This is a genomic window from Parasphingorhabdus sp., from assembly GCF_965233695.1.
In the GTDB taxonomy this organism is placed as follows: domain Bacteria; phylum Pseudomonadota; class Alphaproteobacteria; order Sphingomonadales; family Sphingomonadaceae; genus Parasphingorhabdus.
Window position 1 is genome coordinate 1,842,436 of record NZ_OZ247497.1, and the last position, 14,865, is coordinate 1,857,300.

The following is a 14,865-nucleotide window of genomic DNA, read 5'->3' on the forward strand; positions in this document are numbered from 1 at the left end:
TTGCTAACCACGCTTCTATTGGCTCTGACGCTGTGCGCCTTTGCGGGCAATAGCTTGCTCAATCGCGCCGCCTTGGCAGAAAACACAATCGATTGGGCAAGTTTTACCGCCATTCGTCTGGTTTCAGGCGCGGTCATGCTGGCGCTGCTATTGGGATTTCGTCATGGCCGTGCCGTGCTTCCGCGCAGCGATACCATTGTCCCGGCGGTCGCGCTGTTTGTCTACGCCGTGAGTTTTTCCTTCGCTTATGTCTCGCTGGATGCGGCTATCGGGGCGTTGATCCTGTTTCCGGCCGGGCAGTTAAGCTTGCAGATAATTGGCATAGTGCGCGGTATCTATCCAACACCGGTCCAATCGGCGGGTTTGTTGCTGGCCATTGCCGGACTGGCCGTTTTTCTGGCGCCGGGTGATACCGCACCGCCGCTGGTCGGCGGTTTGATCATGGCGCTGGCTGGCATAGCATGGGGTTTCTATAGTTGGGCGGGAAAAGGAGCCGCGCGACCAGCATTGGCAACTGCCCGGAACTTTGTTGGCGCGGCATTGCTTTGTCTCTTGCTGATTCCTGTTCTTGGCAATGGCGAGCAGATACAATCAATCGGGATTTTACTAGCGATCATTTCTGGCACCATCACATCAGGGTTGGGCTATATCACCTGGTATGCGGTGCTACCACGCCTGTCGGTTAGTACGGCTGCGGCTTCTCAGCTGTCGGTTCCAGCTATAGCGGCGCTGGGCGGTGTATTATTGCTTGGCGAAACGCTTACGACGCGTTTTTTCATTGGCAGCGCGATGATTTTTGCGGGCATTGCCCTGACAATGTTCAAACTGGGTGAGTTTAAACGGCGCCAGCGGAATCCCTGACCACCGCTTGTCCGGTTTCGCGCTGGACCTTTAGTTCCGCTTTCAGCTTCGCGGGATCGCGGGCAAATACAAAACCAAAACTGACGCCGCCTTCCTTGCCAATGGTTGCGTGGTGCAGCTTGTGTGCCTGCACCAGCCGTTTGGTATATCCGCGTTTCGGGACATATTTAAAATAGCGTTGATGCACCAGACCATCATGGATAAGCGTATAGATTACGCCGTAGAGCAAGATGCCGAGTCCAACCCACGTGCCTGGCTCCCAAAAGGAGTTGCCCATGATCATCGGACTGCCAACAATGAACATGGAAATACTCATCATCGCTCCGACAATGCCGTAAAGATCGTTTTTTTCCAGCACCTTATCGTGCGGTTCGTGATGGTCGCGATGCCAGTTCCAGCCGAAGCCGTGCATGATATATTTATGCGCGCCCCATGCGACAAATTCCATCGCGACGACCGCGCCCAGGACGGTTGCTAGGATTGCGAAAATGCTCATCTAACGAAGATAGGCATTTTTGATGGGCTTTTGAAGTGACTTCTCACTTGCACAGGCAATTGATCTCGGTAAACGAAGCACCATATTGCACAAGAGGATGGTATAGCACTGCATGACCGAAGCCAAAACCCTGTACGAAAAAATCTGGGATGCGCATGTCGTGGACCAGCGCGATGACGGCACAGCGCTCATCTATATTGACCGTCATCTGGTGCATGAAGTGACCAGCCCGCAAGCGTTTGAAGGGCTGCGCAAGGCCGGTCGCAAGGTCCGCCGACCAGATCTCACGCTGGCAGTTCCCGATCATAATCTGCCGACCACCCCGCGTATTGATGCCGATGGTAACAAGATACCTATTGCCGACCCCCAAAGCGCTGCGCAGCTGGAGGCTTTGGAAGCCAATGCGCCTGCCTTCGGCATCAAATATATCGGTGCGAGTGATAAAGAGCAGGGCATTGTTCATGTCATCGGACCGGAGCAGGGTTTTACCCTTCCTGGCACGACATTGGTTTGTGGTGACAGCCATACCGCCGCCCATGGCGCTTTGGGCGCTTTGGCCTTCGGCATTGGCACCAGCGAAGTCGAACATGTTCTGGCTACACAGACACTGCAACTATCCCGGTCCAAGTCGATGGAAATCCGGGTTGAGGGGCTGTTGGGTCCCGCTATCAGTCCCAAGGATTTGATCCTGCATATTATTGGCGTGATTGGCGCAGCAGGGGGTACCGGCCATGTTATCGAATATCGCGGCGAGGTGTTTGAAAAAATGTCGATCGAAGGTCGATTGACTGTTTCGAACATGTCAATAGAGGCTGGCGCGCGCGCGGGTCTGATCGCGCCTGATGAAACGACATTCACCTACCTCAAAGATCGCCCAATGGCTCCAAAAGGAGAGGATTGGGATCGCGCAGTTGCTTACTGGAAAACCTTGCGGACGGATGACGGGGCGATTTTCGACAAGACAGTGACGATAAACGCTGCCGACGTCGCTCCGTCGGTTACTTGGGGTACCAGTCCCGAGGATGTTTTGCCGGTGACGGGCCTGGTTCCGGCGCCAGAGAGCTTTGCTGACCCGTCCAAACAGGATGCGGCGCGCAAATCGCTTGAATATATGGGGCTTTCGGCGGGACAGGCATTGGCAGATGTTTCGGTTGAGAACATCTTCATCGGAAGCTGCACAAACAGCCGGATAGAAGACTTGCGGGCAGCGGCCAAGGTTCTGGAAGGCCGCAGGAAGGCGGATGGCGTTAAGTGGGCGATAGTAGTGCCCGGGTCCGGTCTGGTGAAAGCGCAAGCGGAAGCAGAAGGGCTGGACGTGATCTTCAAGGCGTCAGGATTTGAATGGCGAGAGCCGGGATGTTCGGCTTGTCTGGGCATGAATCCCGACAAAGTGCCGCCTGGAGAACGCTGCGCATCGACTTCCAATCGCAATTTTGTAGGTCGTCAGGGTCCTGGTGCTAGAACTCACCTGATGTCTCCGGCGATGGCCGCTGCGGCTGCAGTGACAGGAAAGCTCACCGATGTTCGTGAACTGATAGGATAGATTTAGATATGGCAGAAAACGACAAGAAACCCGAAGATGACGGTAGCGAAGAAAAGAAAAGCAAGTGGACCACGGGCGCTAAAGTCGGAGCGGCTGTCGGATCGGCCGCGATTGCTGCGGCTTTGATCTACGCGGGACGGCATAAGATGCGTAAACTGGATGAATTCAAGGTCAACGAACCTAAGCCCGGTACGCGTTATGAGAATGAGCCGGTCGATGATGCGGATGAGGACAACGCATGAAACCTGTCCGCAAAGTTGAAGGGCGCGCCATTCCCTTTGGTCAGAAAAATGTCGATACCGATGTGATAATTTCGGCCGAATGGCTCAAAACCATATCCAGGGAAGGTCTTGGCAAAGGCGCGTTTGAATCGGTTCGTGCCAAAGAAGGCAATGTCTTTGACGACCCTGAATATGCCGATGCAAATATATTGATCGCAGGCGATAATTTTGGCTGCGGATCCAGCCGTGAACATGCAGCATGGGCGCTCGATGACATGGGTATCAAGGCGATTATTGCACCGAGCTTTTCCGACATTTTCTCCAGCAATGCGTTTAAAAACGGCCTGCTTGCGATCCCTTTGCCACAGGCAGCTATCGAACGGTTGATGGCTGTCGCCAAAACCGATCCGATCACGATTGATATGGAAAGTATGAGTGTAACAACGCCGTTTCAGGATCGCTTCACCTTCGAGATGGATCCGTTCCGGCAACAATGCCTGATGGATGGGCTTGATGAAATAGACCTGACAATGGCTAAATCCGATGCCATAGAAGCGCATGAGGCAAGGGTCGATTCTGCACATGTTTGGCACAAGCCAGTCATAGCTTGATCGCGCTCGCGAAATAAAAAGGGAAGAGGAAGAAATAATGAAAGCATTGATGTCCACAAAAGTCGGTGGTCCAGATAGCCTTGAGATGCTCGAGGTCGATAGTCCGACAGCTGGCAAGGGTCAGGTGGTTATCGATGTCAAAGCATGTTCGATCAACTATCCCGATGTGCTTATCATTCAGGACATGTATCAGTTTAAACCACCACGGCCTTTTGCGCCGGGCGGCGAAGTGTCCGGCGTCATTTCCGAAGTTGGTGAAGGTGTTACTGGCCTGAAAGTAGGCGATCGTGTGGCGTCAACTACGGGTCATGGCGGCCTCGTCGAGAAAGTCGCCGTAGATCACAACAGTGTTTTCAAAATTCCTGACAATGTTAGCTTTGAAGATGCCTCCGCGCTCATCCTGACTTATGGTACATCCATTCACGCATTGGTGGATCGCGGCCATATCAAGGAAGGGGAAACCCTTTTGGTGCTTGGCGCATCTGGCGGTGTCGGCATCGCTGCGGTGGAATTGGGCAAAGCCTTTGGCGCGCGCGTTGTCGCCGCGGTATCTTCCGAAGAGAAGGCGGCCTTTGCCAAAGAAGCAGGCGCAGATGAAACGGTAATTTACGAGCGGGCACCTTTTGACAAAGATCAGTCCAAAGCCCTTTCGGCACAATTCAAGGCGGCGGTCGGGCCCAATGGCGCTGACATTATTTATGATGCGGTAGGCGGCGATTATAGCGAGCCTGCGGTGCGGTCCATCGCGTGGGAAGGACGTTTCCTTGTCGTTGGCTTCCCTGCTGGCATTGCAAAATTGCCGCTGAACCTCACGTTGCTGAAATCTTGTGATGTTTGCGGGGTGTTCTGGGGCGCTTATGCGATGCGCGATCCTGCCGGCAACCGGTCCCATATAAACCGTTTGTTCAAACTGTGGGGACAGGGCATGATCCAGCCGCGGGTGTCGGAGGTTTTCGACTTTGCCGATGCTGGAAAAGCGATCCAGAAAATGGCTGATCGCGGTGCGATTGGTAAACTTGTCGTGAAAGTTTCGGATTGATCCGCTGAGGCCTCTTGTCGCTGATGCAGCCAATGCCTATTTCTATTCAACATGATCCATTTATGGACCAATATTAGTTAGGGAAAATTATGGCCGGTTTTGAAGATCGTGAAAAAGCGTTTGAAACCAAATTCGCACGCGATGAGGAATTGCAATTCAAACTGACGGCACGCCGCAATCGCCTGGTCGGCGAATGGGCTGCGGAGAAGATGAACCTGACATCAGAAGAAACCGACGCTTATGCCAAAGCTGTTGTTCAGGCTGATTTTGAAGAGGCCGGTGATGAAGATGTCATTCGCAAGCTGTTGGGCGATCTGACTTCGGCAGGCGTGGATATTGACGATGCCGGTATCCGCACCGCGCTTTCCGACAAGATGGTGGAAGCGCGCCGCCAGTTTATCGAAGAAGCCGAATAGGACGATCTGCAATGCCAATGGCGAGTGACGATATCAAGGCGATGATACTGGAAGCATTTCCCGATGCTGTTGTCGAGATACAGGATCTTGCCGGCGACGGCGACCATTATGCGGCCAAAGTATTGGCACCAGCATTTGCCGGTATGAACCGGGTCAAACAGCATCAGGCCGTTTATGCGGCCTTAAAGGGCAAAATGGGCGGAGAGTTGCACGCATTGCAACTAACCACCGGTGTACCGGAATAAGCGCGGGGCCTTTAAAAGAACCTGCTAAGGAGAATGAAGATGAGCGATGCAGTAAACGCGAAAATTGACACGATGGTCACATCCAATGATGTAGTCCTGTTCATGAAGGGCACACCTTTGTTCCCGCAATGCGGCTTTTCCAGCAAAGCGGTTGCGATTCTCGAACATCTTGGCGTCGGTTTTGAGTCTGTCGACGTGCTGCAAGACATGGAAATACGCCAAGGAATAAAGGAATTTTCCGACTGGCCAACCATCCCCCAACTTTATGTCAAAGGCGAATTTGTCGGCGGCAGCGATATCATGATGGAAATGTATGAAGCTGGCGAACTGGGCGAATTGATGGCCGAGAAAAAGGTCGCACCAGCCGCGAGTTAAATCGTATTTTGGTAATCGGAATGTTTCTGTCTAAGCGTCCGGTACTTCAATCAACCACATGCCAACCCCCAGGCAAAGGCTTCCGAAAGCCATGGCCCCTGCTGTAACCTTTAGATTAGCGCTCGGCATTGGCGTTGCGTCATGGCTGCTCAGTCGCTCTTGTACCCGGCATCCGTTGCGCTGGGCCATGTAGAATATGAAAATGCCGATCAGAATGAACAGGCTCGCAATCGCGCGTGGTAGCCAAAATGGCTGAAGTTTTCCAAAAAGCGCATTGAACCCGAGGCCAATGCCAACAGCAGCCAGACCTGTTCGCATCCACCCGGCAAATGTACGTTCATTGGCAAGTACGGTGCGGTCTTCCGCCCAATCGGTCCGCTCTTCGGCTAAATCTGTACGATCTTCTGCTAGATCATCGCTGCTCTTTGGTTCTTGTCCCAATAACTCGCCCTTGTCTGGTTTCGTCACTAATGACCGAGCTTATAACAAATATGCTCCAACTACCTATGGTTAGAATCAAAAACGGCCCGGATTAGGAGATCCGAGCCGTTTTCATATGGGTATAGGGTTGTCTAATTTCTAATGAGGAGGGACTGCGGAGACCAGTACGCTGTCCCCCTCATTTGTGTTTCGTGGGTGTGAAACAATAGGAACACCCGTAACGATGCACCGCGCGTGCCAGTTTTTTCCGCGTCATATTTTTTAAACAGTTAGATGGTTAAAGCGTCGTTAACTTTTGCAGCGTTGTAAACTTTCTCGACATAATGTCTGCGAGGCCCAGCTTATGACACATACTGTCATCATAATTTTCGTTCCGGTCACAGCTTATCCCAAATGTAAAATTACACATTTACATTTGTAGTCGATGAAACTACAGATGTAGTCAGTAGCGAGTCTTAACCGTTCAAATTTGGCAATTTCAATTGGGAGAAATTGGATATGGTAGAACGTATCAGTGACGCCGAACATGAGATTATGGAGGTGCTTTGGCAAAAGGCACCGCTAACCGCTACCGAAGTTGCCGACCGGGTTGCCCATCAAAAAGGCTGGTCACTGCAAACTGTCAAAACGCTGTTATCACGCCTCGCCGCCAAGGCCGTTATCGGCACCGAGCGCGACGGACGGCGGTTCCTATATTCACCACTGGTTGAGCGGGATACTTATCTGGCTGGTGTTTCACGTAAATTTGTTGACCGTCTTTTCGGAGGGAAAATCACACCGTTGGTCGCCCATCTGGCTGAAGCCGATGAGCTAAGCGATGACGATTTAAGGGAAATCGAAGAGCTTTTAAGGGAGTTGAAGGGATGACCGACTGGATGATGGATACCATGGTGTCGATGACTTTGCTCATGGCGCTCGTGCTTATAATTCGCAAACCGGTGGCCCATTTTTTCGGCGCCCATATCGCCTATTTGCTCTGGGCATTGCCGCTCGCAAGATTGTTCATGCCGACATTGACGCTGGAAGCGCCGCCACCTGTTGAAACAGGCGCAACGGAGGCATCTGCACCAATATTCTCAGAAATCGTGATGACGGCGCCTGCCGAAACCGCTGCAGTCAGCGCGCTGGCCTCAATCGACTGGATGGTAATCGTTCTGGTGGCTTGGTTGGGCGGCGCTGGCATGCTGTTTATCAGCAAACTCGCAGCCTATTTCCAGTTTCGCGAAGATATTGTTTCCGATGGCCGTCTGGTCGGTCATCATGGCTCGATCAAGATCCTTGAAACGGCCGCTGTTGGCGGACCGCTGGCTTTCGGATTATTCAAAAAATACGTAGCTGTGCCGACCAATTTCTTTCGCGACTATGCGCCGCGTGAGCGCGAACTGGCGCTGGAACATGAAATTGCGCACCATGAATCAGGTGATCTGGCGGCCAATTTTGTCGGTCTGCTCATATTGTCTTTGCACTGGTTTAATCCGGTGGCCTGGTTGGCGTGGATTGCCTTCCGCCAGGATCAGGAGACAGCTTGTGATGCCCGTATTCTGAAAAACAACGGCCGCGAATTGCGCGCTGTGTACGGCCGGACCATTGCGAAATCTGTGTCGGGACACAAGCTCGGTCTAGCCAGTCCGCTGAATCAGAAAAACAAGATTAAGGACCGGCTCAAAATGCTGGGCCAGAAAGAAAAATCAAACTTCCGCAAACGGGTTGGCGCGTTGATGGTGGGGGCCAGTACCATTGTTGCCCTCCCGCTGACGGCAACGGTCACCTATGCCGTAGAAGCAGAAGCGCATCCCGAGGATGATGCAATCATTTTTGAAGATGATAATACCAGCGTTGATGTTGATAAACGCAACAACGGGGTTAAAATTCGTACCGTCAGCACCACCGCAGATGTTGGCCGCAACGGCGTCGTTTTCGCGGAAAAAAGTGCCGATGGTTATAAATATACCGTTGAAAATGAAGATGGCAGCTTTCACTTCAAATCAAAACGCAAACTAAAGGACAAAGAAATTGCCAAGCGGCTTCGCATGGAGACCGCGGCTAAGCCGGGCATGAATACATCATGGACGCCGATAGCACCCGTTCCTCCGGTTCCACCGGTAGCTCCAGTTGCGCCGCCGGCGTTGGAATTCGTGGCGCACGACAAATCCAAAGGGACGATCAACATCACCATGCTCAATGGCGAAAAAGACTGGGCCAAGGTGCGCGCAAGCGGCAATGAACATGTTCACCGGATTAAATATAATGGCCGCACAGTGGTCTTGCGGACCAATAAAAAACTGAACAAAGAAGAAATTCGGGAAATGGTCGAGGAAGCCGAAGAATCGCGGCTAGAGGCTGAGGAAGCGGCTCGTGAATATGAGCAGGAGCGGAAAGAAGCTGCTTGGGAAGCCCTCGAAGCGAAGCGCGAAGCGGAACAGGAGCGCCGTGAAGCCAAGCGCGAGGTGGAACTCGCTTTGCAGGAAGCTGCCCGGGAAGTAAGAGCCGCCGCCAGAGAAGCGCGCAACGAAGCGCGGGAAGCACAACGGGAAGCCCGTCAAGCCCAGCAGGAGGCAGCGGCTGCCGTTAGGGAAGCTGAACGCGAGGCCAGAGACGCTGAACGAGAAGCCGAGCAAGAAGCTAAGGAAGCCAAAAGCGTGGCCGCACGGATATGGGCTGTCTCCCAAATCGCATTTAAACCGAATTTCAAAGCGTCGGTCAGCCGGTCCAAACGTGCTGATAATGCCCGTAGCTCCAATGCCGATTGTGTAGCGATGAACAAGAAAATTGCTTTTGCCGGATCAAAGGGCGGCAGCAGTGACATTGCTTGGGCGACTGTTGTTGGCTGCACTGGTGCCAACGAAAAAGCAGCTATGCATAAAGCACTGAAGAGTCTGGAGCGCGAACGCGAAAAGGCCGCTGAATGTGGAAACAAGGGCTCAAAACAATTACTGAAGATTGAGAAATATGATCAGGAAATCAAGCAACTCAAAGCCCAGCTCTCGATGACCTGATTCCTCTTTAAGCCTGTCGTCACAAGATCGGGAGCAGGCCTTTTGCGGCTTGCTCCCGATTTTGTGTTGATATTCATGGTTGTTTTATGGCCGGAATATGCCACATCTTAACGATGAACAAAGAATTTGACCCGAGCAGCTTCCCGACCGGCTTATCCGAACAGATGGAGCCCTTGGTCGCGCGCGTGCTAGCGGGCAATCCCAGCCCCTATACCTACACCGGCACGCAGACCTATGTTGTGGGCAACAAGAGTGATCGCGCCGTCATCGATCCGGGTCCGGCGCTGGATGACCATATCGATGCGATCATGGCGGCGGTTGGCGATGCGAAGATCACAGCGATCATGTGCACCCATACCCACCGCGACCACAGTCCGGCCGCCAAGCCGCTCGCGGCCCGCACTGGCGCGCCGATTATCGGATGCGCGCCGCTGGTGTTGCAGGATGACGGGCCGCGATCGGATGAAAGTTTCGACAAAACATATGAACCCGACCGTGTGCTGGTCGATGGCGAAACCTTGGCTGGTGACGGTTGGACAATCGAGGCGGTAGCCACGCCGGGGCATACTTCGAACCATCTTTGTCTCGCGGTGCAGGAATCCGGTGCGCTGTTTACCGGCGATCACGTCATGGCCTGGTCGACCAGTGTCATCGTTCCGCCGGATGGCGATATGGCCGACTATATGGCGAGCCTGCAAAAGCTCTATGAGCGCGAGGACAAGGTCTATTATCCCGCCCACGGCAAAAAGGTCGAAAAACCCCGGCAACTGGTCCGCGGCATGATGGGGCACCGCAAACAGCGTGAGCGGCAAATACTTAAACTGCTGGAAGGTGGTCCCTCGGCAATTCCCGATATGGTGACGCAAATGTACAAAGGGCTTGATCCCCGACTGAAAGGCGCCGCCGGTCAGTCTGTGCGCGCGCATCTGATCGATCTGCAGAACCGGGAGATTGTCGCCGAAGATGGCGAAATCTGGAAAATGTCCGCATGAACCGCCGCTTCGCCATTCCCTTGGCGATCATGGCGGGCGTGCTAGCCATTCTCGGCGGGTTATCTTGGTTGCTGTTGTCGAAGTTTGAAAGCAGTTTCACGCCCGATCCCGTGTCAATTGCCAGCGCGAGCCTTGATGGATTGCGCGAACAGAACCGCCTGACGGTTTTTTCCGCCAGCTATAATGCGACGGTCACGACCACAGTGACCCGCATGGGGCTCTCGGCGCGCAAGACACTGATCATGCCGGGATCGGTACGCTATGAGGTAGATCTGGCCAAACTGGATGCCGACAATGTCCGTTGGGATGCGGAGACCAGGACGCTGTCGGTCGAAATGCCGCCGATCGAAATCGCGCGGCCAGAGGTGCAGATTGACCGTATTCAGAGCTATGATGATGGCGGGATATTAATGGCGCTGACCGATGCGGAAAAGACGCTGGATCAGGCCAATCGCAAAAAGGGTGTCACGGAACTGGCCAAGCAGGCCAAAAACCCGTTGCAAATGCGATTGGCGCGGGATGCCGCAAGACGGGCCGTGGAGAGCAGCTTTGCCTTGCCACTGCGCGCCGCCGGACTGGATGCTAAAGTAGACGCCTTTTTCGCATTTGAGCGGGGCGCAGCCAATACCGATCGCTGGGACGTGTCCCGGTCGATCAAGGACGTTTTGGCGGACAAGGAAAAGCAGGGGGCGGAGTGATGAAAATTTGGAGCCAGGCCGCGATTTTGGGCATCGCTATGGTCACAAGCGCCTGCGGGCAAGAGTCTTCCGAACAGCGCGCAACACAACCGGTTTCATCGGCGGCTGAATTTGAACTACCCATCCCGATCAGCAATAACGCCGTGGCGGCCGCGGAAGGGCCCGACGGCCCGACGCTTTACAGCTTCAACGGACTGAAGTCGGGCAAAAGCTGGAAAGATACCAGCAATGCCGCCTTTGCCTGCATTATCAGCATCAAGGATTGTGAAGAAATCGCTTCTGTCCCCGTGAGTGAGGGCCGGCTGGCTAGCGCAGCCGTGACGTTGGCGAACAAGATCTATCTGTTTGGCGGTTATACCGTGGCAGAGAATGGCGACGAGGTGTCCACACCGGAAGTCTTTGCCTTTGATCCCCAGACAAAGGCCTACAAGCGCCTTGCCGATATGCCGACACCGGTGGATGATATGGTCGCGCTACCCTACAAGGATCGCTATATCTATCTGGTGTCCGGCTGGCATGATGAAGGCAATGTCAGTCTGGTTCAACTCTATGACACAAAGTCGGACAGCTGGAGCATGGCGACCGAGTTTCCCGGCAAGCCGGTATTCGGCCATGCAGGCGGACTGGCGAACAATAGCATGATTATCACAGATGGCGTGGCAGTCGCAGGCCTGGTCGATGGCAAACGCAAATTTGCCGCGGCTCCCTTTACCTGGCGCGGCGATATCGATCCGGGTGACCCCGGGCGGATTAGCTGGCGCGCGATTGAGACCCATCCCGGCGGTCCGCAATATCGGATGGCTGCCATGGGCGATGGTGATCGCGGCCTTATCCTGTTTGCCGGTGGTGGCGACAATCCCTATAATTATGATGGCATCGGTTATGATGGAGAGCCCGCGAAACCGACAGACCGGGTCTTCGGCTATGATCTGAAGACGGATCAGTGGACCGAACTGGGCAAATTGGCCGAACCCGGAATGGATCATCGCGCTCTCGTAAAGTCGGGCGATGATTACTATATTATGGGGGGAATGGATGCGGATCAGGCCGTGACAGCGCGGATCATGAAATTCCGCATCGATGATTGATCTTCGCCGCTGCCTCGTGGCATAGCGGCAGTAAGTTACTTAAAGGAAAAGACAATGGATGCACGTGGTGGAATTGGCGGCAGCTTGGCCGGCGTAGATGTGATCGAGGAAATTCACCGTCTGCGCAAAGAACGCAACGCGATCATCCTCGCCCATTATTACCAGAAGCCGGAAATTCAGGATATTGCCGATTTTGTCGGTGATTCACTGGAGCTTTCCCGCAAGGCAGCGGAAACCGATGCCGATGTGATTGCCTTTTGCGGCGTGAAATTCATGGCGGAAACCGCGAAAATCCTGTCGCCGGAGAAAATCGTCGTGCTGCCGGATATGGATGCGGGTTGCAGCCTGGAAGACAGTTGTCCGCCGGACAAGTTCAAGGCGTTTCGCGACGAACATCCCGACCATATCGCGCTGACCTATATTAACTGCTCGGCCGAGGTGAAGGCGCTGTCCGATATTATCGTGACCAGCTCATCCGCCGAACATATCCTTTCACAAATCCCGCTGGACCAGAAAATCATCTTTGGCCCGGACAAGCATCTTGGCGGCTATATCGCCAAGAAAACCGGTCGCGACATGTTGCTATGGCCCGGTGTTTGCATCGTCCATGAAGCGTTTAGCGAGACGGAACTGCTGAAACTGAAAACCCAGCATCCCGATGCGCCGGTGGCGGCCCATCCTGAATGCCCGGCGTACATCCTGGATCATGCAGACATGGTGGGTTCAACCAGCGCGATCCTGAAATATGCCAAGGAATTTGAAGGCGATACGATCATCATCGCGACCGAGCCGCATATCATCCACCAGATGGAAAAAGCGGTGCCGGAAAAGAATTTCATCGGCGCGCCCGGTGCGGATGGTAACTGCAATTGCAATATCTGTCCCTATATGGCGCTCAATACGATGGAAAAGCTCTATGTCGCGCTCCGCGATCTGGAACCCCGCATTGAGATGGACGAGGAACTGCGCCTGCAGGCCCGCAAGTCAATCGACAAGATGATGGAGATGGCGAGTGCAACCGTAGGGCAGGGTGATCTGGGACCGGCTGATCTGGCGCATGAGGATTAGTTTGCCGACGATTGCATTTCTCTCCCCTTGAGGGAGAGAAAAGACTTGGCTTAGTGATTTATCATTTAGCAAGTCTTAGAGAGGGGTAGAGGAGCGCTGCTACGTGCTGCTGCCATGCGATTGCTTGCCCCTCATCCAGCTTCGACTAAGCAGCAAGCTGCCAAGTCTGCTCAACCCTCTCCCTCACGGGGAGAGGGGGTGCTGATTCTTGCTTTCCCGAGCATCATGATTGGGTTAGTGGGGACAAATGACCTTCACCTTAGATCGCTTTGACCTCGATGCCTTCGTGGCTTCCACCCTCGCCGAAGACCTCGGCCCCACAGGGCGCGATGTGACCTCCGAGGCCGTAATCCCCGAAGACGCCATCTTCACCGGCGTCATGGATAGCCGCCACGACGCTGTGATCGCGGGTTTGCCGATTGCCGAGGCGTTTTTCCGGTCGCTCGATCCCGATGTTGAAATCGAAATCCTCGCGGCGGAAGGCGAAGCGGTTGAGGCTGGCACCGATATCATGCGCCTGAAGGGCAAGGGCCGCGCGATGCTCACCGCCGAGCGTAGCGCGCTCAATACGGTGCAGCATCTCACCGGCATTGCCAGCATGACCAACGAATATGTGCGCAAGATTGTCGGTACCGGCTGTACCTTGCTCGACACACGCAAGACCATTCCCGGCCTGCGCGTGCTGGAAAAATATGCCACCCGCATGGGTGGCGCGCAAAATCATCGCATGGGTCTGTGGGACGCCGCAATGATCAAGGATAATCATGTCGCAGTGGCCGGCAATATCACCGAAGCAGTCAAGCGCGCGGTGGATGCCGGGATTGAACGGATCATTGTCGAAGTGGACCGGGTTGATCAGATCGAACCGGCGCTGGCTGCTGGAGCGACCCATTTGCTGCTCGACAATATGGAGCCGGCCACCTTGCGGGGGGCGGTGACGCTGATCGGTGGACGGGTCGTGACGGAAGCATCTGGCGGCGTGACGCTGGAGACGATTTTCGACAAGGCGGACACCGGCGTGGACTTTATCTCGGTGGGACGGTTGACGCAGTCGGCACCGGCGGCGGACATCGGGCTCGATTTTGCGCAAGTATAGGGCCGGCTTCACGATAAAATCCAACGGGATAAGCAGGTTGATCTGCAATAAAGTTTTGAGTGATCGCTTTTGACACATTCGGCCTAACCCGCAGCTAACATTTGGATTTGGACCAAGGCTTGGTTAGGCCGGTTCAGGGAAGCACGGGTTCTAGACATAGTCCGGAGGCCGTCATGCGACCAAATTCCATCATCAGATTTGAACAGCTATTCTTGGGCGCGCTTGCGCTCAATGTCCTTAATATCATCCTGAATTGGGATACCTGGTCAATGGTAATGGATCATGGAGATGGTAGCGACGGGATGAACGCCTTTGCAACCTATACGATCATTGCCTTCCCCTTTCTCATCAACCTGTGGCTCTGGTTCAAGATAGCGCGCAAGGCTAGCAATATGGCGAAATGGCTGTTGGTTGGGATGTTCGTGATCGGTGTCATCTGGTCGCTTGCGACGGTTGATAATTACCGGACGTTGGGTCTGACGATCCTGTTCACCATCCTCGCCCTGAAGGCGGCGGCGATTTATATGCTGTTCAAAAGTGATGCGAAGCAATGGCTTGCCGGTAAAACTGTGTTGACTTAGAAAACGCTGGATACGCCGGTTCATTTGCGGCTAGGTCTGCGATCGATATGAAACGCTCGCGGCCCAAGTCTATACTATGGTTTGAACGGTTGTTCATC

The 14,865-nt window shown here is 54.0% G+C and carries 18 protein-coding genes; 16 read left to right on the forward strand and 2 right to left on the reverse strand.

The window, feature by feature from the left end:
- Complete coding sequence (locus tag ACO6S1_RS08760; protein ID WP_422345928.1) at positions 1-861, forward strand: DMT family transporter; 861 nt, start codon at positions 1-3, stop codon at positions 859-861.
- Here the strand turns inward: ACO6S1_RS08760 and ACO6S1_RS08765 are convergent.
- Positions 836-1,357, reverse strand: coding sequence for a sterol desaturase family protein (locus tag ACO6S1_RS08765; RefSeq protein ID WP_422345929.1), 522 nt, complete (start codon positions 1,355-1,357; stop codon positions 836-838). The two genes, ACO6S1_RS08760 and ACO6S1_RS08765, sit on opposite strands and share 26 nt — an antisense overlap.
- Positions 1,358-1,469: 112 nt before the next feature.
- Here ACO6S1_RS08765 and leuC point away from each other — a divergent pair, with 112 nt between their 5' ends.
- From leuC to grxD, 7 genes are all read left to right on the forward strand, one after another.
- Positions 1,470-2,900 (forward strand): 3-isopropylmalate dehydratase large subunit, encoded by a 1,431-nt coding sequence (gene leuC, locus ACO6S1_RS08770; RefSeq protein WP_422345930.1) that lies wholly within the window; start codon positions 1,470-1,472, stop codon positions 2,898-2,900.
- Positions 2,901-2,908: 8 nt separating this feature from the next.
- Entirely contained in the window at positions 2,909-3,142 is a 234-nt protein-coding gene (locus tag ACO6S1_RS08775) for a hypothetical protein (RefSeq protein WP_422345931.1), read from the forward strand.
- A complete protein-coding gene (leuD, locus tag ACO6S1_RS08780; protein ID WP_422345932.1) occupies positions 3,139-3,732 on the forward strand; it encodes a 3-isopropylmalate dehydratase small subunit in 594 nt (197 codons plus the stop codon). Before ACO6S1_RS08775 ends, leuD begins: the two co-directional genes overlap by 4 nt.
- 37 nt (positions 3,733-3,769) lie before the next feature.
- Entirely contained in the window at positions 3,770-4,771 is a 1,002-nt protein-coding gene (locus ACO6S1_RS08785) for an NADPH:quinone oxidoreductase family protein (RefSeq protein WP_422345933.1), read from the forward strand.
- A gap of 89 nt (positions 4,772-4,860) precedes the next feature.
- A complete protein-coding gene (locus ACO6S1_RS08790) occupies positions 4,861-5,187 on the forward strand; it encodes a DUF1476 domain-containing protein (protein WP_422345934.1) in 327 nt (108 codons plus the stop codon).
- 11 nt (positions 5,188-5,198) lie between these two features.
- The gene (locus ACO6S1_RS08795; protein ID WP_422345935.1) at positions 5,199-5,432 is read left to right on the forward strand and encodes a BolA/IbaG family iron-sulfur metabolism protein; all 234 of its coding nucleotides are present in this window, start codon (positions 5,199-5,201) and stop codon (positions 5,430-5,432) included.
- A gap of 39 nt (positions 5,433-5,471) precedes the next feature.
- Entirely contained in the window at positions 5,472-5,807 is a 336-nt protein-coding gene (grxD, locus tag ACO6S1_RS08800; RefSeq protein ID WP_422345936.1) for a Grx4 family monothiol glutaredoxin, read from the forward strand.
- Positions 5,808-5,837: 30 nt separating this feature from the next.
- On the opposite strand, the gene ACO6S1_RS08805 is transcribed toward grxD, so the two are convergent.
- Positions 5,838-6,275: a YidH family protein gene (locus ACO6S1_RS08805; RefSeq protein ID WP_422345937.1), complete on the reverse strand. Its 438-nt coding sequence runs from the start codon at positions 6,273-6,275 to the stop codon at positions 5,838-5,840.
- A gap of 471 nt (positions 6,276-6,746) precedes the next feature.
- Here ACO6S1_RS08805 and ACO6S1_RS08810 point away from each other — a divergent pair, with 471 nt between their 5' ends.
- The 8 genes from ACO6S1_RS08810 (at position 6,747) to ACO6S1_RS08845 (ending at position 14,767) form a co-directional block, all read left to right on the forward strand.
- Complete coding sequence (locus ACO6S1_RS08810) at positions 6,747-7,115, forward strand: BlaI/MecI/CopY family transcriptional regulator (RefSeq protein WP_422345938.1); 369 nt, start codon at positions 6,747-6,749, stop codon at positions 7,113-7,115.
- A complete protein-coding gene (locus ACO6S1_RS08815) occupies positions 7,112-9,244 on the forward strand; it encodes a M56 family metallopeptidase (protein WP_422345939.1) in 2,133 nt (710 codons plus the stop codon). The genes ACO6S1_RS08810 and ACO6S1_RS08815 overlap by 4 nt, the downstream gene beginning before the upstream one ends.
- Positions 9,245-9,357: 113 nt before the next feature.
- Positions 9,358-10,236: an MBL fold metallo-hydrolase gene (locus tag ACO6S1_RS08820; RefSeq protein WP_422345940.1), complete on the forward strand. Its 879-nt coding sequence runs from the start codon at positions 9,358-9,360 to the stop codon at positions 10,234-10,236.
- The gene (locus ACO6S1_RS08825; RefSeq protein ID WP_422345941.1) at positions 10,233-10,934 is read left to right on the forward strand and encodes a DUF4230 domain-containing protein; all 702 of its coding nucleotides are present in this window, start codon (positions 10,233-10,235) and stop codon (positions 10,932-10,934) included. Before ACO6S1_RS08820 ends, ACO6S1_RS08825 begins: the two co-directional genes overlap by 4 nt.
- Positions 10,934-12,022 (forward strand): Kelch repeat-containing protein, encoded by a 1,089-nt coding sequence (locus tag ACO6S1_RS08830; protein ID WP_422345942.1) that lies wholly within the window; start codon positions 10,934-10,936, stop codon positions 12,020-12,022. The genes ACO6S1_RS08825 and ACO6S1_RS08830 overlap by 1 nt, the downstream gene beginning before the upstream one ends.
- 54 nt (positions 12,023-12,076) lie before the next feature.
- Positions 12,077-13,090 carry a quinolinate synthase NadA gene (gene nadA, locus ACO6S1_RS08835; protein ID WP_422345943.1) on the forward strand — a complete coding sequence of 338 codons (1,014 nt, stop codon included), beginning with the start codon at positions 12,077-12,079 and terminating at the stop codon, positions 13,088-13,090.
- Positions 13,091-13,337: 247 nt separating this feature from the next.
- A complete protein-coding gene (gene nadC / locus ACO6S1_RS08840; protein WP_422345944.1) occupies positions 13,338-14,186 on the forward strand; it encodes a carboxylating nicotinate-nucleotide diphosphorylase in 849 nt (282 codons plus the stop codon).
- Between the two features lie 173 nt (positions 14,187-14,359).
- Positions 14,360-14,767 carry a hypothetical protein gene (locus tag ACO6S1_RS08845; protein WP_422345945.1) on the forward strand — a complete coding sequence of 136 codons (408 nt, stop codon included), beginning with the start codon at positions 14,360-14,362 and terminating at the stop codon, positions 14,765-14,767.
- Positions 14,768-14,865: the final 98 nt, after the last annotated feature.

Coding starts and splice junctions, on each gene's coding strand:
- ACO6S1_RS08825 (WP_422345941.1), top strand. CDS start 10,233: ATGAACCGCCGCTTCGCCATTCCCTTGGCGATCATGGCGGGCGTGCTA.
- leuD (WP_422345932.1), top strand. CDS start 3,139: ATGAAACCTGTCCGCAAAGTTGAAGGGCGCGCCATTCCCTTTGGTCAG.
- ACO6S1_RS08820 (WP_422345940.1), top strand. CDS start 9,358: ATGAACAAAGAATTTGACCCGAGCAGCTTCCCGACCGGCTTATCCGAA.
- grxD (WP_422345936.1), top strand. CDS start 5,472: ATGAGCGATGCAGTAAACGCGAAAATTGACACGATGGTCACATCCAAT.
- ACO6S1_RS08845 (WP_422345945.1), top strand. CDS start 14,360: ATGCGACCAAATTCCATCATCAGATTTGAACAGCTATTCTTGGGCGCG.
- ACO6S1_RS08775 (WP_422345931.1), top strand. CDS start 2,909: ATGGCAGAAAACGACAAGAAACCCGAAGATGACGGTAGCGAAGAAAAG.
- ACO6S1_RS08810 (WP_422345938.1), top strand. CDS start 6,747: ATGGTAGAACGTATCAGTGACGCCGAACATGAGATTATGGAGGTGCTT.
- ACO6S1_RS08785 (WP_422345933.1), top strand. CDS start 3,770: ATGAAAGCATTGATGTCCACAAAAGTCGGTGGTCCAGATAGCCTTGAG.
- nadA (WP_422345943.1), top strand. CDS start 12,077: ATGGATGCACGTGGTGGAATTGGCGGCAGCTTGGCCGGCGTAGATGTG.
- ACO6S1_RS08795 (WP_422345935.1), top strand. CDS start 5,199: ATGCCAATGGCGAGTGACGATATCAAGGCGATGATACTGGAAGCATTT.
- ACO6S1_RS08815 (WP_422345939.1), top strand. CDS start 7,112: ATGACCGACTGGATGATGGATACCATGGTGTCGATGACTTTGCTCATG.
- ACO6S1_RS08765 (WP_422345929.1), bottom strand. CDS start 1,357: ATGAGCATTTTCGCAATCCTAGCAACCGTCCTGGGCGCGGTCGTCGCG.
- nadC (WP_422345944.1), top strand. CDS start 13,338: ATGACCTTCACCTTAGATCGCTTTGACCTCGATGCCTTCGTGGCTTCC.
- ACO6S1_RS08790 (WP_422345934.1), top strand. CDS start 4,861: ATGGCCGGTTTTGAAGATCGTGAAAAAGCGTTTGAAACCAAATTCGCA.
- leuC (WP_422345930.1), top strand. CDS start 1,470: ATGACCGAAGCCAAAACCCTGTACGAAAAAATCTGGGATGCGCATGTC.
- ACO6S1_RS08830 (WP_422345942.1), top strand. CDS start 10,934: ATGAAAATTTGGAGCCAGGCCGCGATTTTGGGCATCGCTATGGTCACA.